The organism is Bradyrhizobium sp. 14AA (assembly GCF_054185205.1).
Genome location: NZ_JAVAYM010000006.1, coordinates 159039 through 181861 on the forward strand (window position 1 = coordinate 159039; position 22823 = coordinate 181861).

The following is a 22823-nucleotide window of genomic DNA, read 5'->3' on the forward strand; positions in this document are numbered from 1 at the left end:
TCATAGGTCGCCGCCTTGTTGCCCGCGAATGGTCAAGAGCGCGCCTGAATTGGTTAGCGAATTGTCAATCGGTAGTCGGCAGGCTTGCCGTCAAGCGCCGCCTGATCAACCCCCAGCCCAAAGGCAGCGCCAGTGGTGGCCGGCGGCCGTGACGCCGCCGGCCATTCCGCTCCGAAATCAAGCTAGAGGCTCAGCCCTAGGCCTGCATAAGGATGCCGTCGAGCGCGTCCGCAAACGTGCCGACAAGGACCTGATGAGGCCGTGATACTAGGGCGCTCCCGGCAGGCGGTATACGGCCGTGTTCAGCGCTTCCATAAGCAACGAGGGCGGTCCAGCCGAAAGAGCGGCGGAACTTTCACGCAGTGGTCGAACATCTGAGCCTCAGTGCATATCGAGTGCGCGAGCGTGGCGCCACGGACGCACCAAGCACTTCGCGCCGTGCCGAGTACCGGCACTTTCGGCTCCGCCGCGCGGTCGGCTCCGGCGATAGTCAACGTCGTCAGACCGTTAAGAAACCGTTACTTCCGGCGGGATTTGCTAGACGGCTAGCTTAAGCTGGTCTTGATGTGGAGATGCTATTCAAGGCGAGCCATGGAACGACGGATTGCAAGACGTCAGAGGGTGTTCAAGGCGGGCAGGCTGACATTCGCCGGCACCACTGTCGATTGCACCGTTCGCAACTTGTCCAGCGAGGGCGCTCTAATTGAACTGCCAACGTCGGAAGGCGTGCCGCATGAATTGATACTCAGCCTGCTAACTCACGGGCTCAATTTCAATTGTTTTGTGGTCTGGCGCGACAACAATCGTTTGGGCGTCGTATTCGGCCCCTCAGTTGTCCAAACTCAGCACATCAGCGCTACTGGATGAAAGATCATCAACCGGGTCGATGGGAGCATACGCTGCGCAGGGACGGCCAACTCGCCTCACTCGTAACGATCGAAGATACCGCTCTGACCGGCCGCGCTCTCTGCCAGCTTGTCCCACTCCGCGGCGAGACGCAACCAACCTTCCTTGTCTCCGTCGCTCTCAGCTTGAGCTGCTAGACGACGGCATTCTTCGGCTTTGCTCTTGAACCGATCGGCGTCCGATTGGGACACGGCATCTCCTATCCTTCCGTAACTTGCAACGATCGATAGGCGCTCCGTTCTTTACGCAGCGTGGAACAACTCAGCCCCGATCTTAGTTTTTGTCCCGGTTCCCGTGGAGTTGCATATGCGTCAATCACCGTCGATTGTGCCGCTCGACCGGCTGGACCGTGACGTCTATCTTGTGCTCGAAGATTTTGGTGCGCGGGCCGGGTGCACATGGCGCGAGACAGACGAACAAGATACTGACCTTGAAACGGTCCTACATCACCTTTTCTCCGGGCAGTACACCTATCCCGTTCGGATCGTGGCGTTCAACGCGATCGAAGGATGGTCTCGGGACGCGACGTCGGACGTGGCCGATGCAGTCGCTCAACGTGCAGCTGACACGATGCCGAGATTTCGTCTGCACTGCACGCTTTCATCGAGGCAAACGCGACCAAGCGGTTCGACCTACAACTTACGTTACCGCTTCGCGGGGCGGCCTAACGCGCAAGGGTCGCGCCGCTGACCAATCAATGCATCAACGGCGGCGGCTGGGGACAGGCCGCTCCGTGAGAATGAGATAGAGGCACGCGGCGACCAGCAATGCGATCAAGACGGTATTTGCGTTCGCTCGATGCATGGGCTCTGGCATCTCAGTCCGAGGACCCCTATGGGCTTAGGTGACGGGGCGACGGGCGGGGCCGCGTCGCTTTCTGAGCCAACCGCGCTCCGGCGCCTTCCGTTGCTTGCCGTCGCGGCCGGTGCGCTTTTCAACTGCGCCATGTGGCGCAGTTGTCTTCCGTGTGCGCCGGACGGTGTTGCTACTGACCCCGATCTCAGCCGCAATAGCTCGGTCCGACTTCTCCGGGTTCGCCGCGATTGCCGCTTCCGCACGCTTCCCGGCTGCAAGGTAGCGCGCCGCAACCGAAAGACCTTGTGACATTCAAAGCGACCGCGATGTTGGCGCGACGGACCGAACATTTCGCGCAGCACTCTGAAGCTGTCGCTTCCGATCCGACGAACACAGCGCAGATTTACATCGGACAGATCGCGTATGTCGCCAACCGTTCTAAGGCCTTCATTCGTCAAAGCCCTAAGCAGTCTGATCGGTAAACCGATCTGCTCTAGGAGAGCATCGTCGGGAAGTTGAACAAGCAATTCTGACATCCAAAAATTCTCTTGTCGCGCACAGTTCACAACCGCGCACAATCATTCCGGCATTTGCGCGAAGGCTCTTCCGCTTGTTCTGCTAGTACGACCTCGTTGTTTTCGAAAGCGCTGCAACCGAGCGTAAACCGCTTGGCGCGTGCGACCTAACTGCTCGCCTACTTCGTCAGCTGTGGTGCCCCTGCCAAAGAGCGAGAGCAATCGAGCCTCCTCCTCGGGCAGCCAAGGTCTAGAAATGCGGCTGTTCGTCATCACAAGGCCTATCAAGGGCGATGCGGCGCCGGCCGCCGGGCCTTATCGGGGATGCGCGGAGGCGTTACCCGCGCCGGCGCCGGCAATCGGCTGGGCCCAGGCAAACAATTACCGCGCGTCATCCACGCGGCTAGCCGGGTAGCTTTGCCGGATGGCCGGCAGGACGCGATCCATGCTCCGATAATAATCTCGAACGGTTGAGAAATGATTTCCGACATTTCCCGGCGGGGCTGGCCTCAAGATTTTGCGTCGCCGGCCCGTACGATGCCGGGGAACGTGCGGAGCCAACGGTAACACGTCTGAAACCGATCGCGACTAGTCTCGTCATAGCGCTTCGAAGCGCGATACGCATGGGCATGAGGAGCCCGCTCCCCGTTGGTGAGCGGGCTTCCTCTTTTGATCGACAGAGATGCGCGTTAACAAGATCACGTGGGATAAGATCGGCCGGGTGACCGAGCCGGGCCGCTACAGGTGCTTTTTCGGCTATCTGACCGTTACGTCAGACGACATCGAAGTGTGGGAACGCTACCCCGAGGCCACATTCACTCTGATCGCGATCCCCACGACGGAGCAATCAATCGGCGAAGATTATCGCCTCGGGATATTTGACATCGGCGGTCCTGAGCAGGAATAGGCGGATCGCCGCCGGGCTTTACGCCGCAATTTTTGTCGAACTCGCGCGCCTCTCCAAAGCGGCGATCGTCGAAAGGAGGTTGTCGCGTCGCGCTCGCAGGGTTTTTGCGAGCAAGGGGTATGTCGGCTGCCGCGTGTCGAACACACCGGCCTTCGCCTCTTCTTCGAGGATATCGGAATTCATAAGCTCAACGCGCCACAAAAGGTCGGCGATGAGCGCGCTAAGCCGTAGTTCTCCGGTGATACCGGCGTGGGACACTTCCTGCATCGTTTGCCTCATCCTGAAACAGGCCTTCGCTAAAGTCCGCCCTTGCCTTCGATCAGAGCAACGGACGTGCCAAGGCAGCGTTTATCAGGCCACCATCAAACCTCCATCGCTAGACACGCGCCAAGGCGCTCGGCGCCGATCTAGACCGCATGGACAAGGGCGCCGAACTTGATGGCCGTGATGCCGAGGCCGCTAGCGCTTGTTCCAGAATTAACCCGCCACCGCGACATCAAGCTTAATTCCAGACGTTGATTGCAGCGAAACTGCGGAGCGCTAGCTTCTCATGATCGGACATTGCCCTTAGTCCGGGTCCCCAGTGGCGAAGCCGTCACGCCATTATATTCAGACCTCGAAACTCTCGACCTCATTGAGATGCGTCGCCAACTCGCGGCCCTACGTTCGCAACACTCGGACAATCTTGTAATTGCGTCGCTCTTGAACCGCTTCTTGCGAAGGTGGCATTTCTGACGGAGCCAACAGACCTTGCGCACGAGCAATATCTCCGATCGGAATTAGAAAGAACGCTGATGAAGGTCGAAGAGATCAGTGCACGGACTAAACCTGATTGAGCCGCACTTCCACGCGCGTTGACGCAACCTCCCGAGACAACTTTAACAATCAGATCGCGTTGCTGCTTCGTGCAACCAGCTCGATGCTTGATACAGTTGGCGAGCGCGCCGATGTATCATGTAACCAGCTTCTTCGAGCGTAGGAGCCGCCGTGCCCAGAAGCCCATCAGCAAGCCTAGTAGGCCCGGCGCACCACGTGATGCAACCGAGGCTGTTTCGGCGATATCCTGTTGGCAATCGCGAGCACCGACATTTCCTCAGTTTCGAGCGTGATCTTCTGGGCAAGCATAACGTCACCAGCCGCCAAGGGACGTTTTGGAACGAAACACCACCCGACCTTAGGCTGCCCTTCTTCATCGAGCTCCAAAACATTGCTCATAGTGCCTTGGTGAATTCGATACCGTCGGCCAGTGTGAGAACCAGTGACTTCGAAATGACCTTCGGCATCAAATTGAGCGCGCTGATCTGGAAACAACCATTCTCGCAAAAGATGACGCGCACGCGCTTCCGGGCCATTTTGCTCGTTGAAGCTCCGATAAAGCGCGCGGAGGGCACGCAAACGCGCACCACTGGCGACGCCGCTGCGTCTGAATAAAAACACCTTCCGTGCTGCGACCGTTCTAGCCGCCGACCAAGCGCGGATAGAACAGCGTTTCCTCCACTGTTGGATCAAATGACCGTATCACCTTGAGATCGCCGGCCGCTGTCCGAGTAGCAGCGGTAAATCCTTGGCCGGATAGCTTCTTGAAGCGCTGCTCAGCCTCGGCCAGCTGCTTGGGGTCGTCTTGCTCAAAAAAATGTCTGCTGTCGCCTGTGTGGTCCATCACGATCTGGGTAACCATGGAAGAGAACTCCGCTTCCTAGCCTCTGATGAGGAAGAAACCTCGCGCCGCCGGATAGTGTTCCTAAAATTCGGTGTGCCTTCCCAGCGATCAGCCGTCGGTCTGGTGACGCTCGAAATCGACGAAAACCTGATCCGCCGCGATCTGACGCCGGCCCAGCGCGCGAAGCTGATCGCGAAGCGCAAGGCCGCTTATGAGGCGGTGCACGGCCCCGCGAAGGCGGTTGGAGATCGGGCGTCCGCCGCTAAGCAAGGCCGGGCCGGGCGGGAGCATCCGCCAAGTTGGCGGTTGCTTCATTCACCGCCGACACCGCCGCCAAGACCGGGAAGCCGGAAAGATCGATCCAACGCGACGCTACTCTCCGTCCTGTAACGGAAGAAAACGGCCAGGGTAGTCAGAACGCCTGGCCGTTTTTTCGTCAGAGCAATACATTATGCGAAGTATCAGGTGGATGCTGCTCTATGGGAGGCGATCTAAGCCGCCCTGCCTCGCATCTACGTTGTCCGATTCCTGGTGGGTCTCTGATGAGGTCGTTTTGATTATCAGCAGACAATCGAGAACGCTCATCGATGTCGTTGGCGCACCCGCCACAAATCGAACGTCTGGCCTTTGCCTTCGGAGGGCAACTGTCAGTCGCGCCGACGATCTTTTAGCCATGGCGTGCTACGGAAGGGCATAGATAAATCTACACCTCGTTCACGCTTTAGCCGTCCAGCGACCCAATGAAAGTAATCCGCTGGGCTTCTGTTGCGACATCGGCAAATCAGTGTTTTCAGGCATCGTCTATCACGCCAATTATCTGCGCTACATGGAGCGTGGCCGGACCAATCATCTCAGGCTGATGGGCGCCGAGCAGCAGGCGCTGTTCGACCAGGTGGAGACGGAAGGCGCCGGCTTTGCCTTCGTCGTGCGCTCGATGCATCTGGATTTCATGAGGCCCGCGCGAATGGACGACGTGCTCGACGTCGTGACGTGGCCGATCGCGGTGAAGGGCGCCTCCATCATGCTGGCGCAGGAGGTGCGGCGCGGCGAGGAGGTGCTGGTGAAGGCCGAGGTGCGCGTCGCCTTCATCAGCGGCGGCCGTGCGCAGCCGATCCCGAAATCGATCCGCACGCTGATGAAGGCCGATCTGATTTCGTGATCGCCCGATTGGGGGTCGCCACTCGACTCCGCGGCATGCCGGCGTAGATTGCCGCTCCCGCCAACCGATGAGGCCATCATGTCGCGCCCGCCGCTTCCCCCCTTCACCCGAGAGACCGCCGCGCAAAAGGCGCGCATGGCCGAGGACGCCTGGAATTCGCGCGATCCGGTGCGCGTCTCGCTCGCCTATACCGAGGACAGCCGCTGGCGTAACCGCTCCGAGGTGTTTCAGGGCCGCGAGGCCATCGTCGCCTTCCTCACCCGCAAATGGGAGAAGGAGCAGGACTACCGCCTGATCAAGGATCTCTGGGCCTTCGACGGCAACCGCATCGCGGTGCGCTTCCAGTACGAATGGCACGATGCCGGCGGCCAATGGTATCGCTCCTACGGCAACGAGCAGTGGGAGTTCGACGAGCACGGCTTGATGCGGCGGCGCGAGGCGTCGATCAACGACATCATGATTGCGGAGAAGGATCGGCGGTTTCACTGGGCCGCGCCGGGGCCGCGGCCGGCGGATGTGCCGGGGCTGGGAAGCGATCCGTTCTAGAATCTCTTAGGCACGACGCTTCTTCACCCTCTCCCCCTGTGGGAGAGGGTGGCTCGCCGCGGAGCGGCGAGACGGGTGAGGGGTATCTCTCCGCGCGTCCAGTCTCATTTGAATTCGTGAAGACAACCCCTCATCCGGCGCCGTAGCCGAAGCTTCGCTTCGGCGGTCTTAAGAACGGCGGCCGGAGGCTCCCGCAAGGGGAGAAGGGTGAGTAACGCGCGGAGATGCCTCGCGAGCAACAACGTCATCACCGCCGCGTCAGAAATCTTGCGATCACGCAGCGATCTCGATCGCCCCTTTCCCACAAGGGAGAAGGGGAGGCGATGAGGAGAATAGTGCGCAACCGTTGGAACGGCGCAGTTTCCTATTCGTTCCTCAGAGTGTCTATCTGAGGAGGAAGAAAATGAGGACAATCATTGTTGCCGTTTCTGCCATCGCCCTCATGGGGGCCGCGCCGGCCGTGTATGCGCAAGGTGTCTCAAGCAGTACGCCAGGTCAGGAGATGCAAACCAAGGCGTCTAAGAAAGGGCACGCGGGACATAAGATGCACCACGCCATGGCTTCTAAGAAGAGCCATCCCGGCGCGTCCACTTCTGCTCCCGGTCAAACCACCGGCATGAGCACGAAGCGGAGCTACTGACGAGCCTCTCCCGGTTGCCCAATAGCAGGAGCCGCCGCTCCCTGAGCGATCGGCGCAGTGCGCGGTATCAATGACAGTCGGCCCACCTGTGCGCGACAGCGTGGGAAGAAGGGAAGAGCGCCGTGCGGCGGTGCGGCGCGGATCAAGAAGACGCTTGGCGGCGCGCCAGAAACCGCGTGATCGCTCCACCCAGCTTCGCGTTGTCCAGCGGCTGAGCGAGCGAATCTTTCGCCGTCGCCACGACATCGTCCGGCGCCTTGCCGTCGCGCAGAGCGCAGCACACTTCCGCAAACTCCAGGTCGAACTCCGGATGCGGCTGCACGGTCAGCGTGGCGCCGTTGGCGTAGAGCAGGCCGGCATGCGGGGTGAATTCCGAGGAGAGGATCGTGAGCGCATCATCAGGCGGTTCGATCACCTGATCCTGGTGTGAGGCGGCGATGGCGACGGCTTCGCCGTCGACGACGCCGTTCTCCGGCAACACCTGATAGACGTGCCGGCCGATGCCCCAGCCCTTTTCCGACTTGCGCACAGTGCCGCCGAGCGCCTGTGCGATCAGCTGATGACCGAAGCAGACGCCGACCATCGGCGTCTTGTTGGCGTAAGCCGTGCGCACGAAATCTTCCAGCGGCGCGATCCAGTCGAGGCCGTCATAGACGCCGGCTGCCGCGCCGGTGATAAGCACGGCCTCGAGCCCGCGTGGATCGGGAAGCGTATCGCCGTTCGGGATGCTGACGACCTCCACCGTGGCCGTTGGATCCTCGGCGCGGACCATGCGCTCGAACATGTCCGGGAACGAGCCGTGGCGCTGGCGATATTTTTGCGGGACCTGTCCGGTCTCGATGATGGTGATGCGTGCCATGTGCCCCCCAGGTGAAAGGTTGCGAAGCTCAGTCGCTTTCTGCCCCATGTTGCTGGTGTGGCGCTGTGCCCTCCAGCAGCGTGCTCTCCTTGCGGACCTCGTTGAGAAACGCCTTGGCCAGGCGCGATAGCGGCTCGGCTTCCGACCATAGCATGTAGGCGACCGCATGCGTCGTCGGGGTGAACGGCCGCACGACGAGGCCGTGGCCACCGTTCTGGCGCGGCGAGAAGGGGTCGACCACGGCGGCGCCGACGCCGGCGGCGGCGAGCACACAGGCCGTGTTGCAGTAGCGCACCTCGACGGTCGGCTGGAACGGTGCGCCGGCGCGGGCAAAGCTGTCGCGCACGGCTTCGCCGAGCCGCGTGCCGCGCTCGAGCCCGATGAAGGGCAGACCGGAGAGATCCGCGGCCGAGATCACCGGCTTGCCTGCGAGCGGGTGCTGCGGCGGCAGCACGCAAACCATCTCGCCGGTGTGCACGACCTCATGTGCGATGCCGGGATGATGCGTCAGGCCGAGCGCGAAGCCGAGCTCGGCGACGCGGCTGAGCACACCTTCGATGATGCCCTCGTAACGCCGCACGTCGAAGAACACGCGCGTCTCCGGGCGGCGGCGCAGGAAGCCCGACAATGCGGAGGGGATGATGCTGTAGGCGAGCGGCGGCGTCGCCACGATGGCGAGATGCCCGGAGCGGTTCTCGCGCAGATCGCGCACGCGGTTCTCGAGCTTGGCGTGCAGTGCGAAGATCGCCTCGCTCTCCTTGTACAGCGCCATCGCTTCGGCGGTCGGAAACAGCCGGTTGTTCACGCGCTCGAACAGGGCAAAGCCTGCCTGCGCCTCCATCGTCTTCAGCGCATTGCTGACGGCGGGCTGGGACAGCGCCAGCTCGTCCGCCGCCGCCACCGTGGTGCGATGGCGGATGACGGCACGCAGGATCTCGAGCTGACGCAGGTTCATATCACTGCCAATTATACTCTGGGCCAAAAGATCATAGCAGAACGAATTGATTTTGCAGCCCCGCTTCCGCGTAATGGCAACGGATTTGCACGTCGCATCAAAGGGTTCATTCGCCCATTGAGGCAGCACTGCGCACAGATTGGAGGCAATCTTGGTTCGTGTCCTTCGCGCCGCCGCCGCACAGATGGGGCCGACGCAAAAAGCCGATACGCGCGAGCATACACTGGCGCGGATGCTGGCATTGCTGGAGGAGGCCGCAGACCGCGGCGCCAGCCTCGTGGTGTTTCCGGAGCTCGCCTTCACCACCTTCTTTCCGCGCTGGCTGCTCGAAGGCGAGGCGCTCGACCATTATTTCGAGCGTGGCATGCCGAACCCGGCGGTGGCGAAGTTGTTCGACCGCGCGCGGGCGCTGCGGGTCGGCTTCTATGTCGGCTATGCCGAGCAGACGCCGGACGGCCGCCGCTATAATTGCGCGATCCTGGTCGATCGCGACGGCGAGATCCTCGGGCGCTATCGCAAGGTGCATCTGCCTGGATCGGTCGAGCCGCGGGAGGGCGCACGCTACCAGCAGCTCGAGAAGCGCTATTTCGAATATGGCGATCTCGGCTTTCCCGCCTTCCGCGCCGGATCGGCCTGGGCCCATGCCATCATGGGCATGATGATCTGCAACGACCGCCGCTGGCCGGAATCCTGGCGCGTGCTCGGTCTGCAAGGCGTCGAGCTCGTCTGCATCGGCTACAATTCGGCGGCCTACGATCCCAATGGTGGCACCACCGAAGACGGCGCCCTGCGCACCTTCCATTCGACGCTGGTGACGCAGGCCAACGCCTACATGAACGCGACCTGGGCGATCTCCGTGGCGAAGGCGGGTGAGGAGGACGGCTCCGGGCTGATCGGCGGCTCCTGCATCGTCGATCCCAACGGCCGCATCGTCGCGCAGGCGCAAACGCTTGCCGACGAGGTGATCGTCGCCGACGTCGATCTCGATCTCTGCCGCCAGGGCAAGGACAAGATGTTCAACTTCGCTGCCCACCGGCGGCCGGAGCAATACAGGGTGATCACCGAACGCGCCGGCGTCATCGAGCCGGCCGTTCTCGACGCGGACTGATTTCAAACGGCCGGTCGCGGCGCCAGCCAAAGGAGCTGACATGACACGCCTCTCGCATTTCATCGCGCTAGCAACGCTGGCAGCCGCGACGTCGGCCCACGCGGCCGAGCTTCCGGCGGAGATCAAGCAGGCGGGCACGCTGAAGCTCACGGTCAACTCCACCTATGCGCCGATGGAATATCGCGATCCCGCGACCAATGAGCTGGTCGGGCTCGACATCGATCTCGCCAATGAGCTTGCGAAGCGGCTCGGCGGCCTGAAGATCGTCTGGAGCGAGACGCCGTTTGCGGAACTTATCCCTTCGCTTCAGACCAAACGCGCCGACTTTATCATCAGCGGCATCCAGGATCGCAGCTCGCGGCGTGAGACGGCGGATTTCGTCGATTATCTGACCACTGGTCCGCAATTCTTCGTGCTGACCGAGAGCGCGGCGAAGGTCGCCACCGATCTCTGCGGCAAGAAGGTCGGCACCACGCGCAGCACCGCATTTCCGCTCGAGATCGAGAAATGGAGCAAGCAGCACTGTGAGGCGGCCGGTAAGCCCGCCATTCAGTATGTGCCCGGCGAGAATTCGATCGACGTCCGCAATCAGCTCAAGCAGGGCCGCATCGACGCCGCGGTCCAGGGCAGTGAGACCTTGCCCTATGCGCAGGCGCAGGAAGCCGGCAAGTACCGTGTCATCGGCGAGCAATTGTCCACGGGCTATCAGGGCATCATGTTCCGCAAGGACGACGCAGCCTTGCGCGAGGTGGTGACGGAGAAGCTCACCGCCATGATCGCCGACGGTTCTTACAAGGCCGTTCTCGACAAATGGGGCCTCGGCGCCAACGCGGTTGCCCAGCCCATGCTGAACGCGGCGCCGCAATGAAGCCGGCACCGGCACTCGCGGAAGGTTTCCCTGATCTGTCGGGGATGCGGATCGCGCGCGAGCCGCACTGGTTCCGCTGGCTCAGCGCGGCGCTGATCATTCTGGTGCTCGCGGCCATTGCGCGCGCGTTTGCGAACGGCCAGATCGAATGGTCCTATGTCAGCCGCTTCCTGACCGCAAAGGTCATCCTCGAAGGCATCGTCAACACCATGGTGATGGCGGTGCTGGCGATGGCGCTCGGCATTGTCCTCGGTGTTGTCGTCGCGATCATGCGGCTGTCGCCCAATCCGGTTCTGAAGACGGTGGCCGCCGGCTACACTTGGCTGTTCCGGGGCACGCCGCTGATCCTGCAGCTGCTGCTGTGGTTCAACCTCGCGCTGGTGTTCCCGACCATCGGCATTCCCGGCCTGTGGAGCGCGCGCGCCGTCGAAATCATGACGCCGTTCCTCGCGGCGCTGCTCGGGCTCGGCATCAACCAGGGTGCCTACACGTCGGAAGTCATGCGTGCCGGCATGCTGTCGGTCGACATCGGGCAGTATGAGGCGGCGCAGGCGATCGGCATGGGGCGGCTGCGCGCGCTGCGGCGGATCGTGCTGCCGCAGGCGATGCGCGTGGTGATTCCGCCGCTCGGCAACGAGTTCATCGGCATGGTGAAGGCGACCTCGCTTGCGAGCGTCATCCAGTATCCGGAATTGCTGCACAACGCCGAAAACATCTACTACGCCAATTCCCGCGTGATCGAGCTCCTGATCGTCGCCGGGCTCTGGTACCTGCTCGTGGTCTCGATCCTGACGCCGCTCCAGATGCTGCTCGAACGCCGTTTTGCACGCGGCACATTGCGGCTGGCACGATGACAAAACCCCTCGTCGCGATTCGCTCCGTCAGCAAGAGCTTTGGCGAGTTCCAGGCTCTCAGAGGCGTCTCGCTCGACGTCTGGCCCGGCGAGGTGATGTGCCTGATCGGCGCCTCCGGCTCGGGCAAGACCACGCTGCTCCGCTGCATCAACCAACTGGCCATGATCGATGCCGGCGGCATCTGGCTCGACGGCGAACTGCTTGGCGTGCGCGAGCAGGGCGGACGGCTGCATCGGCTCAGCGAGCGCGAGATCGGGCGGCAGCGGCTGAAGACCGGCATGGTGTTTCAGCGCTTCAACCTGTTTCCGCACAAGACTGCGCTGGAAAACATCACCGAGGGCCCGACCCAGGTTCAGGGGCGTAAAGCCGATGAGGTGCGCGCCGAGGCGCTCGAATTGCTCCGGCGCGTCGGACTGTCCGCCAAGGCGGACTGGTATCCCGCGCAACTCTCCGGCGGCCAGCAGCAGCGCGTCGCCATCGCTCGCGCGCTCGCGATGAAGCCGATGCTGATGCTGTTCGACGAACCGACCAGCGCGCTCGATCCGGAGCTTGTCGGCGAGGTGCTCGCCGTCATGAAGGAACTCGCGAAGAGCGGCATGACCATGATGGTGGTGACGCATGAGCTCGGCTTCGCCCGCGAGGTCGCCGACCGCGTCGTCTACATGGATCAGGGCGCGATCGTCGAGCAGGGGCGCGCCTCGGAGGTGTTGGGCGCGCCGCGCGAGGAGCGCACCAAGGCATTTCTTTCGGCAGTGATCTGAATTAGGGGGCATGTTGATGAAGAGACTTCTGGTTGCCGCGGCGTTCCTGGGTGCCATGAGTGCATCGGTGATGGCGATCGAATTGCCGGCGGAGATCGCCAAGCGCGGCAGCATCAAGGTCGCGCTGGTGCCGAATTATCCGCCGATGGAATTCCGGGATCCCGCCACCAACGCGTTGTCTGGTTTCGACATCGATCTCGGCGAAGCCATCGGCCGCAAGCTCGGCGTCAAGATCGAATGGCAGGAAACCAGCTTTGCCGAGTTCATGCCGTCGATTTCGACGGGGCGGGTGGATGCCATCCTGTCCGGCTTCACCGACTATGCGAGCCGGCACGAGATCGCGTCCTTCGTCGATTATCTGCGCAGCGGTCCCAAATTCTTCGTGCAGCAGTCCCGTGCGTCCGAGTTCAAGGACATGGCCGCGCTCTGCGGCAAGAAGGTCGGCGCCAGCCGCCGGACCATGTTTCCGGCGGAGATCGACAAGTGGAGCCAGAAGAACTGCGGCAGCAATCCGATCCAGTTCGCCGGCACCGACGGCTCGGCCGATGCGCGTAACCAGCTCAGGCAGGGCCGTATCGACGCCGCCGTGCAGGGTAACGAGACGCTGCCCTATCTGATGGACCTCGAGCCGGGCACCTATGCGCCGGTCGGCGATCCCTTCGCGACGCAGTTCACGGGCATCGCGCTGCCGGTCAAGGAAAAGGCACTTCAGCAGGCCATTCTGGAAGCGGTCGATGCGTTGATCGCGGACGGCACCTATCGCACCCTGCTTGCCAAATGGAAACTGAACGACAACGGACTGGAAAAGGCGACCATCAATGCTGGACAGTAAGGCACTTCAGAGCATCCCGCTCGTCCCGGCCAACACCGCAGATCCCGCGCCGGAATATCCCTGGCCGAAATCCTATACGTCCGCGATGTTCCTGTCCTTCGACGTCGACGCGGAGAGCGCGTGGACCAGCAAGGATGCGGTGCATGCGCAGCGGCTCATCACCATGAGCTATGGCGGCTTTGAGGCGCGCGTCGGTACGCCGAAACTTCTGGAATTGCTCGACCAGCTCGATCTCAAGGCGACCTTCTTCGTCACGGGATGGTCGGTCGACGCGCATCCGGCGATGGCCGAATCGATTCTGAAGGCCGGCCACGAGATCGGCCATCACGGTTATCACCATCTGCTGCCTGATCCCGGCGATCCCTGGATCGAGGAGGAGCTGGAGCGCGGCTTCGAGGCGCTGAAGCGCCGGCTCGGCGTCAGGCCGATCGGCTATCGCGCGCCCTACGGCGAATTCACCGAGGAGCTGCGTGTCGCGCTGGTGCGTCACGGCATCGTCTATACCTCCTCGTTCCGCGATGACGTCAGGCCCTATCGCCATCGCCTCGCCGACGGCAAGCCCGGCACGATCGAGCTGCCGGTGACCGCGAGCTATGACGACTGGATGCACGGCCTCTCGGCGCGCTTCAGCCCGCGCTCGATCTTCCCCAAGGAGCACGTGCTGTCGATCTGGAAGGACGAACTGGATGAGGTCCGCGACTGGGGCGCGATGGTGACGACGGTGCTGCATCCGCAATGCAGCGGCCGTCCGATGCGGCTGCGGCTGCTGCGCGAGTTCCTGACCTATGCGAAGTCGTGCCCGGATGTCTGGATCACGACCGGCGAGAAGATCGCGGACAACTTCCTGCGCCACGAGGCGGCCAACCGCTAGGCACCGCCATGACCCGCATCCTCGTCATCAACCCGAACTCCTCCGCCTCTGTGACGGCCGCGATCGACGACGCGGTCGCGCCGCTGCGGATCGCCGGCGGGCCTGACATCGAGGTTGTCGGCCTTGCCGAGGGGCCGCCGGGCATCAGCACGCAACGCGATGCCGATAGCGTGGTCATGCCGCTGGTGAATCGTGTGTCGCGCGACAAGGCCGATGCCTTCGTGCTCGCCTGCTTCAGCGATCCCGGCCTGCATGCGGTGCGCGAGGCAGCGGGCGGGCGCCCGGTGATGGGCATCGCCGAATGCGGCATCTTTCGTGCGCTGATGCTGGGTGAGCGTTTCGGCATCATCGCGCTGTCGCCGTCGAGCATTCGCCGCCAGCAGCGCATGGTTCGGGTGATGGGCGTCGACAGCCGCTATGCGGGAAGCTGGTCTGTCGGTGCGAGCGCAGCCGAGACGGCGGGCGCTGACATTCGCGGACGGTTGATCGAAGCCGGCCGCGTGCTGGTGACGCAATCTCGTGCGGATGTCGTGGTGATGGGCTGCGCCGGCATGGCCTCGCACCGCGCGGCGATCGCGGATGCGACTGGAGTCCCTGTCATTGAGCCGGCGCAGCAGGCGGTCGCTGCCGCGATCGGCGCGGTCTTGTTGAACACGTAAATCCATTCAGGAGCTTCTCGTAATGCCCATCTCGCGCCGCTCGCTCCTCAAGGCCGCCGCCGCAGTGCCGGCGCTGTCGCTGCCGGGCATCGTACGTGCTGAATCTCAATCCACACTGCGCTTCATTCCCGTCATCGACCTCGCCTTCGTCGATCCCATCTACTCGACCGCGCAGGTGTCGCGGAACCATGGCTTCATGGTCTACGACACACTCTACGGCATGAGCTCGTCGCTCCAGGTCTCGCCGCAGATGCTGTCGGGCCATGCGATCTCCGGTGACCAGCTCCAGTGGGACCTCAGCCTGCGCGACGGCCTGTTCTGGCACGACGGCGAGCGTGTGCTCGCGCGCGACTGCGTGGCCAGCATTCGCCGCTGGGCCGCGCGCGACGGCTTTGGCGGCGAGCTGATGGAGGCAACCGCCGAGCTGTCGGCGGCCGACGACCGCACCATCCGCTTCCGTCTCAAGCGTCCGTTCCCGCTGCTGCCGCAGGCGCTCGGCAAGGCCGCGATCAATGCCTGCTTCATGATGCCGGAGCGGCTGGCGAGCCAGGATCCGTTCAAGCCGCTGACCGAAGTGATCGGCAGCGGCCCGTTCCGCTATCTCGCCGACGAACGCGTGCAGGGCGCGCGCAACGCCTACGCCAAGTTCGATCGCTATCAGCCGCGCACCGACGGCAAGCCGGATTGGACCGCTGGGCCGAAGATCGTGCATTACGATCGCGTCGTCTGGACGACCACGCCCGATGCCGGCACCGGCGTCGCCGCGCTCCAGACCGGCGAGCAGGACTGGCAGGAGACCACGCCGCACGATTTGCTGCCGATCCTCAAGGCCGCCGGTGACATCGAGACGCGCGTCCTCGATCCCCGTGGCTATGCCTGCATGCTGCGCCTCAATCATTTGCAGCCGCCGTTCGACAATCCCGCCGTTCGCCGCGCGCTGCTGGGTGCGATCGACCAGTCCGCGTTCATGACGGCGGTCGCGGGCACTGATCCGGCGTTCCAGGTCTCCCCGATCGGCTACTTCGCGCCTGATACCCCGATGGCAAGTGAGGTCGGGCTCGACGTGTTCCGTGGACCGCGCGACTACGCCAAGGTCAAGGCCGACCTCAAGGCCGCGGGCTACAATGGCGAGAAGATCGTGCTGCTCGTCCCCACCAACTCGCTGGCGCAAAAACCGCTCGGCGAGATCGCCGTCGACTCGCTACGCAAGGCCGGCATGAACGTCGAATATGCCGGGCTCGATTTCGCCGTCGTGCTGCAGCGCCAGTTGAAGAAAGACCCGATCGGGCAGGGCGGCTGGAGCGCCGCGGTCGGTAACTGGCAGGGCATCGACTGGCTCAATCCCGCCGGCAACACCAACATCCGCGGCGAAGGCAAGGTTGCCGGCTGGTATGCGAGCGAGAAGATGGCGGGCTTGCGCAGCCAGTGGCTGGCGGCCTCCGCGCTCGCCGAGCAGCAGCGCATCTGCCGCGAGATCCAGGCAGTCGCGTTCGAGGAAATCCCCTATATTCCGATCGGCCTGTACAAGCAGCCGACCGCCTATCGCAAGGCCATCACCGGCATTCTCGACGGCACCGCCGTGTTCTGGAACGTACGCCCCGCATGAGCACCATCGCAATCTTCGGCAGCTATGTGCTGTCACGGAAAGACGGCGCGCAGGATGTGCTGCGCGACCACTGGGTCCTGGTCGAAGGCAAGAGGATCGCCGCGGTCACGCGCGACAAGCCGCGTGCGGACGAGGTCTATGACCGCCCCGGCCGCTTCGTGCTGCCGGGCCTGTTGAACCTGCACAATCACTGCTTCTCCGAAGCGGTAGCGCGCAGCCACACCGAGGACGGCAACGGCCGCAAGAACAACCAGAGCATTGTCTATACGGTGCTGTTGCCGCTCACCAAGCGCGGCGCCGATATCTTGTCGGCGGAAGAACGTCTCGCGGTGGCGCGGCTCGGTATCCTCCAGCTCCTCAAGGGCGGCGCCACGACGGTCATGGAGCCGTTCCGCAATTCGATTCCGGAAATGTTCGATGCGGCGGAAGAGATGGGCATCCGCTTCTACGGCGCGCCCTATCTGTTCTCGACGTCGGACGCCAAGGCTGGTGCCGATGGCGTGGTGCGCTATTCCGGCGACGACGGCACCGCCGACATGGCGACATGGGATGCGCTCTATCAGCGCTGGAATAATCGCGGCGATGGCCGCATCAGCCTCGCCATGAGCCCGCATGCCACCGACACCTGCGGTCCCGATCTTCTGAAGGCCTGCGCCACGCGGGCGCGCGAACTCGGCGTTCCCATCACGACGCACATGGCGCAGAGCCGCGCCGAGGTCGAGACCATCGGCAAGCGCTATGGCGGCCGCACGCCGGCGCAATATCTGGACTGGCTCGGCCTGCTGGCGCCCGATCTGATGGCGGCGCACTGCATGTTCAGCAGCGACGACGATCTCAAGCTGATGGCTGCGCGCGGCATGACCGTGCTGAACTGCCCGCGCGTGTTCGCGCGTGCCGGCGTCACCGCGGCTTTCAGCCGCTTCGCGGAGCACGGCGTCCGCACCGTGGTCGGCACCGACGGCTACAACATGGACCTGCTCGGCGAGCTCAATGCGGCCTCGCTCATTTCCAAGATCACCTCGGCGCGTCCCGACGTCGCCAACTCGCCCGAGCTGATCGAGGCGAACACGGCCGTGGCCGCCGACGTCATCAAGCGGCCCGATCTCGGCCGCATCGAGCCCGGTGCGACCGCCGATCTCACAGTGGTCGATCTCACCCATCCGCATCTCCAGCCACTGTTCGATCCCCGCCGCGCGCTGATCGCGCTCGCCAACCGCGCTAATATCGATCAGGTCATGGTCGACGGCCGCATGCTGGTCGACGCCGGCCGCTATCTCGGCGCCGACGAAGCGGCGATCACGGCGGCGGGTTCGGCCGCGATCGGCAAGATCTGGGACCTGCCGGAGGCGCAGGCCGCGTTCAACGGCTAGCTGTCAAACTCGGCAAGCGCCTTGCGCATGGTCTCGACCAGATCCAGCGCCACCGGCGAAGGGCTGCGCTGCGCTGGGAACACGGCGGAGAATTCGAAGTCGATGCGCGGCAGGAAGCGGCGCGCGACCACGCCGCGGGTGGAGAATTCCCTCGCGGTGAAAGGGTCGCAGATTGCGACGCCAAGTCCTGATGACACCATGCCGCACATGATCTCCGACAGCGTGGTCTCCACCCTGAGCACGCGGCGGACATCGTGCCGGTGAAAGACCTGATCGACGAGGTGACGGCTCGATGATCCCGCCGACAGCGAGATGAACGTCTCGCCTTCGAAATCGCGCGGCTCCAACACTTCTTTTTCCGTGAGGCGATGACCGGTCGGCAGCACCGCGACACGCGCGGGCGCCGGCAGCTTCTGGCTCGGCAAGCCGGAATGGGCGATCGGCACCTCGGCAAATCCGATGTCGCACTGGTTGTTCAGTACCCAGTCGACCACGATCGGCGAGATCACGCCGAAGAAAGCGAGGTTGAGGTTCGGCCGCTCCTTCAGGAAGTGCCCGGCCAGGCGCGGCAAATAGCCGTTCGCAAGCGCCGGCAGCGCCGCGATACGCAGCGAGCCGGTGCGGCGGCTGCGGATTTCCTCGGCCGCCGCCGTGATGCGTTCGAGGCCGATGAAGGAGCGTTCGACCTCGGTATAGAGCGCCATTGCCGCGGCGGTCGGCACGAGGCCTGTGCCGCGCCGCTCGAACAGCGTCATCTTCAGCAGCGCCTGGAGATCGCGCAGCAGCCGGCTTACCGCCGGCTGCGTGACCACCATCAGCTTCGCGGCCTCCGTGACGCTGCCGGTCAGCATCATCGCGCGGAAGGCCTCGACTTGCCGCGAATTGATCCGCGCCATTGCAAATTCATCCATAACATTTAGGCATATAGATGGTGCCATTATTCATTGGACGATGGAAGTATAGGTTGCGATCTTTTTGATCAGGACTGGAGACAGCCCGCTTTTTCGGCAGATTGGAGGGGTTCAAACCTCCGAATCGCGCCAAAATCCGCTGAGCAGGGGCCGGAGCCCTGCCTGGAGGCGGGATTGACGCGGAAGGAAATGCGGAAGGGGCTTCAGCCAGCGAGACTCGTCGGCACGTCACCTCATTCCGGTATGGAGATCGGACCACATGAAGACTTTTCGCCTTCTGACAGCGGTCAGCATCGCAGCGCTCTTCGCCGCCACGTCGGCCGCTTCGGCCCAGCAAAAGACGCTCTATGTCGCCGGCTACGGCGGCTCGTTCGAGAAGACGATCCGCGACGAGGTGATCCCGACCTTCGAGAAGGAGAACGGGGTCAAGGTCGAATACGTCGCCGGCAATTCCACCGACACGCTGGCGAAGCTGCAGGCGCAGAAGGGTAACCAGCAGATCGACGTCGCCATCGTCGACGATGGCCCGATGTACCAGGCGATCCAGCTCGGCTTCTGCGGCAAGCTCGAAGGCCTGCCGGCCGCCGGTCTCTACGACACCGCGCGCTTCAAGGACGATCGCGCCGTCGCGATCGGCATCGTCGCCACCGGGCTGATGTACAACACCAAGGTGTTTGCCGAGAAAGGCTGGGCGGCGCCGACCTCGTGGAACGATCTCAAGGACACGAAATACGCCAAGCAGCTCGTGATCCCGCCGATCAACAACACCTACGGTCTCGAAGCGCTGGTGATGCTGTCGAAGATGAATGGCGGCGGCGAGTCCAATGTCGACTCCGGCTTCAAGATCTTCAAGGAGCAGATCAATCCGAACGTGCTGGCCTATGAGCCGTCGCCGGGCAAGATGACCGAGCTGTTCCAGTCCGGCCAGGCCGTGATCGCGGTGTGGGGCACGGGCCGCGTGCAGAGCTTTGCCAACACCGGCTTCCCCGTCGACTTCGTCTATCCGAAGGAAGGCGCCGCGACGCTGCTGACCACGGCGTGTCCGATCACCAAGCCGAACGCCTCGCCGCTGGCGTCCAGCTTCGTCAAGATGCTGCTTGATCCAAAAATCCAGCTCGTGATGCTGAAGGACTACGGCTACGGCCCGGTGCTGAAATCGCTGGTGATCCCGCCGGAGCTCGGCAAGATGGCGCCGATCGGCGAGCGCGCGGCAAAGCTCTATAATCCGGACTGGACCGTCATCAACGAGAAGCGCGAGGAGTGGACCAAGCGCTGGAATCGCGAGGTCGAACGCTGATCTGATCGTTGGTAACGGAGACAGCGCATGGCCTATCTCGAGCTTGATCGGGTCGCCAAGCAGTTCGGTGCGCAGACTGTGGTCGATGACTTCAGTCTGTCGGTGGGGAAGGGGGAGTTCATCTCCTTCCTCGGTCCCTCCGGCTGCGGCAAGACCACGACCCTCCAGATGATCGCGGGCTTCCTCGATCCCTCGCGCGGCGCGATCCGCCTCGAGGGCAAGGACCTGACCGCGATCCATCCGGCGAAACGTGGCCTCGGCATCGTGTTCCAGAGCTACGCGCTGTTTCCGCACATGACCGCGGCGGAGAACGTCGCCTTTGGCCTCGAGATGCGTAGCGTGCCGCGTACCGAGCGGGCCGAACGCGTTCGTGCCGCGCTCGCGATGGTCGGTCTGGCCGGTTTCGAGGACCGTCATCCCCGCCGCATGTCTGGAGGCCAGCAGCAGCGCGTGGCGCTGGCGCGTGCGCTGGTGATCAAGCCGAGCGTGCTGCTGCTCGACGAGCCGCTGTCGAACCTCGACGCAAAGCTGCGCGAGGAGATGCAGATCGAGCTGCGTCAGATCCAGCGCACCATCGGCACCACCACGATCCTGGTCACCCACGACCAGAACGAGGCGATGTCGCTGTCGGACCGCATCGTGGTGATGAGCCAGGGCAAGATCGAGCAGATCGGCACGCCGCAAGAGACCTACGAGAAGCCAGCCTCGGCCTTCGTCTCGCAATTCCTCGGCAAGACCAATGATTTTGCCGGGACGATCGACCGGACCGTTACGCCCACGCAACTCGTGGCGGGCTCCTGGAGTGCGCCGGCGCCGGCGGGGCTCAGCGGCCCCGTCACCGTCAGCATTCGCCCTGAACGGATCGGCTTTGGCGATGCCGGCCTCAGCGCAAAGATCGTCACCCGCATCTTCCAGGGCAATCACTGGCTGTTTCAGTGCGACAGCGAATGCGGCCCGGCGATCGTGATCCGCCAGAATGACGGCAAGGCGCAGCCGGCCGAAGGCGAGGCGGTTCGCCTGACCTGGCGATCCGAGGACATGAGCGTGCGTGCGAGGGCTGTCGCATGAGCGCGGCCGCCGAGGAGCGTAGCGCACGTGCGCCGTGGGCGCTGACGGCGCCGGCCTTGATGCTGTTCGTCGGCGTGCTGCTGATCCCGCTCGCGATGACGGTGATGCTGTCGTTCCACGACTGGGGCCAGTACAAGGGCATCGAGCCGGTCTTCATCCTCAAGAACTGGCACGAGATCGCGACCGATCCCTATTATGCCGAGATGTTCTGGCGGACGTTTCGCATCGCGATCCTGACCACGCTGCTCACCGCACTTTTAGGAGCGCCCGAAGCCTACATCCTCAACCGCATGAGTGGCCGCTGGAAGAGCTTCTTCCTGCTGGTCATTCTCGGACCGCTGCTGATCTCCGTCGTGGCGCGCACGCTCGGCTGGGCGCTGCTGTTCGGCGGCAACAACGGCCTCGTCAACAAGCTCCTGATGTCGATCGGCGCGATCCGCTCTCCTATCCCCTTCATGTTCACCGAAACCGGCATGGTGATCGCGCTCGCGCATGTGATGATGCCGTTCATGGTGCTGTCGGTGTGGGCGGCGCTGCAGCGCCTCGATCCGCAGATCGAGAATGCCGCGATGTCGCTCGGCGCCGGACCCGTGACCATCATCCGCCGCATCATCATGCCGCAGATCATGCCGGGCGTGCTGTCCGGCGCGATCATCGTGTTCTCGCTCTCGGCCAGCGCCTTTGCGACGCCCGCGATCATCGGCGGCCGCCGGCTCAAGGTCGCGGCGACGCTCGCCTATGACGAGTTTCTCAACACGCTGAATTGGCCGCTCGGTGCCGCAGTCGCGACGCTCTTGCTGGTCGCGCTGGTGCTGATCGTCGTCGGCAGCAACGCGCTGATCGAGCGCCGCTATGCGGAGGTGTTCCGATGAGACGGAACGGCCCGCTCGCGCTGATCTTCCACGCCGTCTTCGTCATCGTGATGGTGGCGCCGATCCTGGTGGTCTGCCTCGTCGCCTTCACGCCCGAAGGCTTCCTGTCGCTGCCGACCAACGGCTTCTCGCTGCGCTGGTTCAGGACGATCGCGAACTACCCCGAATTCATCCACGCCTTCTGGGTCAGCCTTGGGCTCGGCGCGCTGTCCTCCTTCGTGGCGCTCCTGTTCGCGGTGCCGGTCGCGCTCGCGATCGCGCGCTATCGCTTCCGCGGCCGCGATGCGCTCGCGGCGCTGTTCCTGTCGCCGCTGATGATCCCGCATGTCGTGCTCGGCATCGCCTTCCTGCGCTTCTTCACCTCGGCCGGCCTCGGCGGCAGCTTTGCAGCGCTGATCATCGCGCATGTCATCATCGTGTTTCCGTTCGCGCTGCGGCTGACCTTGGCGGCGGCGACCGGGATGGATCGCACGGTCGAGATGGCAGCAGTCTCGCTCGGCGCCGGCGGCTGGACGCTGTTCCGCCGCGTGACGCTGCCGCTGATCCTGCCCGGTGTCATCAGCGGCTGGGCGCTCGCCTTCATCCAGTCCTTCGACGATCTCACCATGACCGTCTTCCTTGCGGCGCCTGGCACCGAGACGTTGCCGGTGCGCATGTTCCTTTATATCCAGGACAACATCGATCCGCTGGTGACGTCAGTCTCGGCCTGCGTGATCGCTGTTACCATGACCGCCCTCATTCTGCTCGACCGCTTCTACGGGCTCGACCGCGTACTCGCCGGCAAGGGCGATACGGGACGATAGG

26 protein-coding genes and 1 pseudogene are annotated in these 22823 nt (G+C 63.5%); 20 read left to right on the plus strand and 7 right to left on the minus strand.

The annotated features are described in order from the left end of the window. Positions 1-591: 591 nt before the first annotated feature. Positions 592-867: a PilZ domain-containing protein gene (locus RAD15_RS13940; RefSeq protein ID WP_458178284.1), complete on the plus strand. Its 276-nt coding sequence runs from the start codon at positions 592-594 to the stop codon at positions 865-867. 56 nt (positions 868-923) lie between these two features. Here RAD15_RS13940 and RAD15_RS13945 read toward each other — a convergent pair whose 3' ends face one another. Continuing rightward, positions 924-1097 (minus strand): hypothetical protein, encoded by a 174-nt coding sequence (locus tag RAD15_RS13945; RefSeq protein ID WP_458178286.1) that lies wholly within the window; start codon positions 1095-1097, stop codon positions 924-926. Positions 1098-1212: 115 nt separating this feature from the next. On the opposite strand from RAD15_RS13945, the pseudogene RAD15_RS13950 reads away from it, so the two are divergent. Together RAD15_RS13950 and RAD15_RS13955 are read left to right on the plus strand one after the other, a co-directional pair. Then, positions 1213-1574: pseudogene (locus RAD15_RS13950) on the plus strand (hypothetical protein). A gap of 1324 nt (positions 1575-2898) precedes the next feature. Then, positions 2899-3123, plus strand: coding sequence for a hypothetical protein (locus tag RAD15_RS13955; protein ID WP_270162874.1), 225 nt, complete (start codon positions 2899-2901; stop codon positions 3121-3123). An 18-nt stretch (positions 3124-3141) separates the two neighbouring features. Here the strand turns inward: RAD15_RS13955 and RAD15_RS13960 are convergent, their stop codons facing one another. The 3 genes from RAD15_RS13960 to RAD15_RS13970 all read right to left on the minus strand — a co-directional run bounded on the left by RAD15_RS13960 (position 3142) and on the right by RAD15_RS13970 (position 4801). After that, complete coding sequence (locus RAD15_RS13960) at positions 3142-3390, minus strand: hypothetical protein (protein WP_458178288.1); 249 nt, start codon at positions 3388-3390, stop codon at positions 3142-3144. A gap of 744 nt (positions 3391-4134) precedes the next feature. After that, positions 4135-4560, minus strand: a complete 426-nt coding sequence (locus RAD15_RS13965; RefSeq protein WP_458178290.1) for a hypothetical protein — start codon at positions 4558-4560, stop codon at positions 4135-4137. Between the two features lie 19 nt (positions 4561-4579). Next, a complete protein-coding gene (locus RAD15_RS13970) occupies positions 4580-4801 on the minus strand; it encodes a hypothetical protein (protein WP_270162872.1) in 222 nt (73 codons plus the stop codon). 105 nt (positions 4802-4906) lie between these two features. On the opposite strand from RAD15_RS13970, the gene RAD15_RS13975 reads away from it, so the two are divergent. From RAD15_RS13975 to RAD15_RS13990, 4 genes are all read left to right on the plus strand, one after another. Continuing rightward, on the plus strand, positions 4907-5173 hold the full coding sequence (locus tag RAD15_RS13975) for a hypothetical protein (RefSeq protein ID WP_458178292.1): 267 nt from the start codon (positions 4907-4909) through the stop codon (positions 5171-5173). Between the two features lie 364 nt (positions 5174-5537). Beyond that, positions 5538-5942, plus strand: coding sequence for a YbgC/FadM family acyl-CoA thioesterase (locus tag RAD15_RS13980; RefSeq protein WP_458178579.1), 405 nt, complete (start codon positions 5538-5540; stop codon positions 5940-5942). 78 nt (positions 5943-6020) lie between these two features. Then, positions 6021-6488 (plus strand): nuclear transport factor 2 family protein, encoded by a 468-nt coding sequence (locus RAD15_RS13985; protein WP_458178294.1) that lies wholly within the window; start codon positions 6021-6023, stop codon positions 6486-6488. Positions 6489-6891: 403 nt separating this feature from the next. Then, the gene (locus tag RAD15_RS13990) at positions 6892-7128 is read left to right on the plus strand and encodes a hypothetical protein (protein ID WP_458178296.1); all 237 of its coding nucleotides are present in this window, start codon (positions 6892-6894) and stop codon (positions 7126-7128) included. Between the two features lie 142 nt (positions 7129-7270). On the opposite strand, the gene RAD15_RS13995 is transcribed toward RAD15_RS13990, so the two are convergent. Then, a complete protein-coding gene (locus RAD15_RS13995) occupies positions 7271-7987 on the minus strand; it encodes a type 1 glutamine amidotransferase (RefSeq protein WP_458178298.1) in 717 nt (238 codons plus the stop codon). A gap of 28 nt (positions 7988-8015) precedes the next feature. Then, positions 8016-8942, minus strand: a complete 927-nt coding sequence (locus tag RAD15_RS14000) for a LysR substrate-binding domain-containing protein (protein WP_458178300.1) — start codon at positions 8940-8942, stop codon at positions 8016-8018. A 151-nt stretch (positions 8943-9093) separates the two neighbouring features. Here RAD15_RS14000 and RAD15_RS14005 point away from each other — a divergent pair, with 151 nt between their 5' ends. The 9 genes from RAD15_RS14005 to RAD15_RS14045 are packed head-to-tail and all read left to right on the plus strand — an operon-like array spanning position 9094 to position 17871. Continuing rightward, on the plus strand, positions 9094-10050 hold the full coding sequence (locus tag RAD15_RS14005; protein WP_458178302.1) for an N-carbamoyl-D-amino-acid hydrolase: 957 nt from the start codon (positions 9094-9096) through the stop codon (positions 10048-10050). 40 nt (positions 10051-10090) lie between these two features. After that, positions 10091-10918 carry an ABC transporter substrate-binding protein gene (locus tag RAD15_RS14010; protein WP_458178304.1) on the plus strand — a complete coding sequence of 276 codons (828 nt, stop codon included), beginning with the start codon at positions 10091-10093 and terminating at the stop codon, positions 10916-10918. Next, on the plus strand, positions 10915-11772 hold the full coding sequence (locus tag RAD15_RS14015; protein WP_458178306.1) for an amino acid ABC transporter permease: 858 nt from the start codon (positions 10915-10917) through the stop codon (positions 11770-11772). The genes RAD15_RS14010 and RAD15_RS14015 overlap by 4 nt, the downstream gene beginning before the upstream one ends. Continuing rightward, positions 11769-12533: an amino acid ABC transporter ATP-binding protein gene (locus RAD15_RS14020; RefSeq protein ID WP_458178308.1), complete on the plus strand. Its 765-nt coding sequence runs from the start codon at positions 11769-11771 to the stop codon at positions 12531-12533. The genes RAD15_RS14015 and RAD15_RS14020 overlap by 4 nt, the downstream gene beginning before the upstream one ends. A gap of 16 nt (positions 12534-12549) precedes the next feature. Next, complete coding sequence (locus tag RAD15_RS14025) at positions 12550-13365, plus strand: ABC transporter substrate-binding protein (RefSeq protein ID WP_458178310.1); 816 nt, start codon at positions 12550-12552, stop codon at positions 13363-13365. After that, complete coding sequence (locus tag RAD15_RS14030; RefSeq protein ID WP_458178312.1) at positions 13352-14236, plus strand: polysaccharide deacetylase family protein; 885 nt, start codon at positions 13352-13354, stop codon at positions 14234-14236. Before RAD15_RS14025 ends, RAD15_RS14030 begins: the two co-directional genes overlap by 14 nt. Before the next feature lie 8 nt (positions 14237-14244). Then, a complete protein-coding gene (locus RAD15_RS14035) occupies positions 14245-14895 on the plus strand; it encodes an aspartate/glutamate racemase family protein (protein ID WP_458178314.1) in 651 nt (216 codons plus the stop codon). 22 nt (positions 14896-14917) lie between these two features. Then, positions 14918-16501 (plus strand): ABC transporter substrate-binding protein, encoded by a 1584-nt coding sequence (locus tag RAD15_RS14040; protein ID WP_458178316.1) that lies wholly within the window; start codon positions 14918-14920, stop codon positions 16499-16501. Continuing rightward, positions 16498-17871: an amidohydrolase family protein gene (locus RAD15_RS14045; protein WP_458178318.1), complete on the plus strand. Its 1374-nt coding sequence runs from the start codon at positions 16498-16500 to the stop codon at positions 17869-17871. The genes RAD15_RS14040 and RAD15_RS14045 overlap by 4 nt, the downstream gene beginning before the upstream one ends. Here the strand turns inward: RAD15_RS14045 and RAD15_RS14050 are convergent. Then, positions 17868-18767, minus strand: a complete 900-nt coding sequence (locus RAD15_RS14050) for a LysR substrate-binding domain-containing protein (RefSeq protein ID WP_458178320.1) — start codon at positions 18765-18767, stop codon at positions 17868-17870. The genes RAD15_RS14045 and RAD15_RS14050 overlap by 4 nt on opposite strands. Positions 18768-19041: 274 nt before the next feature. Here RAD15_RS14050 and RAD15_RS14055 point away from each other — a divergent pair, with 274 nt between their 5' ends. The 4 genes from RAD15_RS14055 to RAD15_RS14070 are packed head-to-tail and all read left to right on the plus strand — an operon-like array spanning position 19042 to position 22822. Further along, positions 19042-20079 (plus strand): ABC transporter substrate-binding protein, encoded by a 1038-nt coding sequence (locus tag RAD15_RS14055; RefSeq protein ID WP_458178322.1) that lies wholly within the window; start codon positions 19042-19044, stop codon positions 20077-20079. A gap of 27 nt (positions 20080-20106) precedes the next feature. After that, positions 20107-21147 (plus strand): ABC transporter ATP-binding protein, encoded by a 1041-nt coding sequence (locus RAD15_RS14060; RefSeq protein ID WP_458178324.1) that lies wholly within the window; start codon positions 20107-20109, stop codon positions 21145-21147. After that, on the plus strand, positions 21144-22019 hold the full coding sequence (locus RAD15_RS14065) for an ABC transporter permease (protein WP_458178326.1): 876 nt from the start codon (positions 21144-21146) through the stop codon (positions 22017-22019). The genes RAD15_RS14060 and RAD15_RS14065 overlap by 4 nt, the downstream gene beginning before the upstream one ends. Continuing rightward, positions 22016-22822, plus strand: coding sequence for an ABC transporter permease (locus RAD15_RS14070; protein WP_458178328.1), 807 nt, complete (start codon positions 22016-22018; stop codon positions 22820-22822). The genes RAD15_RS14065 and RAD15_RS14070 overlap by 4 nt, the downstream gene beginning before the upstream one ends. Position 22823: the final 1 nt, after the last annotated feature.

What these genes read in the sequence shown, in the direction of transcription:
- RAD15_RS14060 (WP_458178324.1), top strand. Translation starts at nt 20,107, where the DNA reads ATGGCCTATCTCGAGCTTGATCGGGTCGCCAAGCAGTTCGGTGCGCAG.
- RAD15_RS14010 (WP_458178304.1), top strand. Translation starts at nt 10,091, where the DNA reads ATGACACGCCTCTCGCATTTCATCGCGCTAGCAACGCTGGCAGCCGCG.
- RAD15_RS13970 (WP_270162872.1), bottom strand. Translation starts at nt 4,801, where the DNA reads ATGGTTACCCAGATCGTGATGGACCACACAGGCGACAGCAGACATTTT.
- RAD15_RS13990 (WP_458178296.1), top strand. Translation starts at nt 6,892, where the DNA reads ATGAGGACAATCATTGTTGCCGTTTCTGCCATCGCCCTCATGGGGGCC.
- RAD15_RS14030 (WP_458178312.1), top strand. Translation starts at nt 13,352, where the DNA reads ATGCTGGACAGTAAGGCACTTCAGAGCATCCCGCTCGTCCCGGCCAAC.
- RAD15_RS13955 (WP_270162874.1), top strand. Translation starts at nt 2,899, where the DNA reads ATGCGCGTTAACAAGATCACGTGGGATAAGATCGGCCGGGTGACCGAG.
- RAD15_RS14050 (WP_458178320.1), bottom strand. Translation starts at nt 18,767, where the DNA reads ATGGCGCGGATCAATTCGCGGCAAGTCGAGGCCTTCCGCGCGATGATG.
- RAD15_RS14015 (WP_458178306.1), top strand. Translation starts at nt 10,915, where the DNA reads ATGAAGCCGGCACCGGCACTCGCGGAAGGTTTCCCTGATCTGTCGGGG.
- RAD15_RS14040 (WP_458178316.1), top strand. Translation starts at nt 14,918, where the DNA reads ATGCCCATCTCGCGCCGCTCGCTCCTCAAGGCCGCCGCCGCAGTGCCG.
- RAD15_RS13940 (WP_458178284.1), top strand. Translation starts at nt 592, where the DNA reads ATGGAACGACGGATTGCAAGACGTCAGAGGGTGTTCAAGGCGGGCAGG.
- RAD15_RS13995 (WP_458178298.1), bottom strand. Translation starts at nt 7,987, where the DNA reads ATGGCACGCATCACCATCATCGAGACCGGACAGGTCCCGCAAAAATAT.
- RAD15_RS14045 (WP_458178318.1), top strand. Translation starts at nt 16,498, where the DNA reads ATGAGCACCATCGCAATCTTCGGCAGCTATGTGCTGTCACGGAAAGAC.
- RAD15_RS14070 (WP_458178328.1), top strand. Translation starts at nt 22,016, where the DNA reads ATGAGACGGAACGGCCCGCTCGCGCTGATCTTCCACGCCGTCTTCGTC.
- RAD15_RS13985 (WP_458178294.1), top strand. Translation starts at nt 6,021, where the DNA reads ATGTCGCGCCCGCCGCTTCCCCCCTTCACCCGAGAGACCGCCGCGCAA.
- RAD15_RS14020 (WP_458178308.1), top strand. Translation starts at nt 11,769, where the DNA reads ATGACAAAACCCCTCGTCGCGATTCGCTCCGTCAGCAAGAGCTTTGGC.
- RAD15_RS14055 (WP_458178322.1), top strand. Translation starts at nt 19,042, where the DNA reads ATGAAGACTTTTCGCCTTCTGACAGCGGTCAGCATCGCAGCGCTCTTC.
- RAD15_RS14025 (WP_458178310.1), top strand. Translation starts at nt 12,550, where the DNA reads ATGAAGAGACTTCTGGTTGCCGCGGCGTTCCTGGGTGCCATGAGTGCA.
- RAD15_RS14000 (WP_458178300.1), bottom strand. Translation starts at nt 8,942, where the DNA reads ATGAACCTGCGTCAGCTCGAGATCCTGCGTGCCGTCATCCGCCATCGC.
- RAD15_RS14035 (WP_458178314.1), top strand. Translation starts at nt 14,245, where the DNA reads ATGACCCGCATCCTCGTCATCAACCCGAACTCCTCCGCCTCTGTGACG.
- RAD15_RS13960 (WP_458178288.1), bottom strand. Translation starts at nt 3,390, where the DNA reads ATGCAGGAAGTGTCCCACGCCGGTATCACCGGAGAACTACGGCTTAGC.
- RAD15_RS14065 (WP_458178326.1), top strand. Translation starts at nt 21,144, where the DNA reads ATGAGCGCGGCCGCCGAGGAGCGTAGCGCACGTGCGCCGTGGGCGCTG.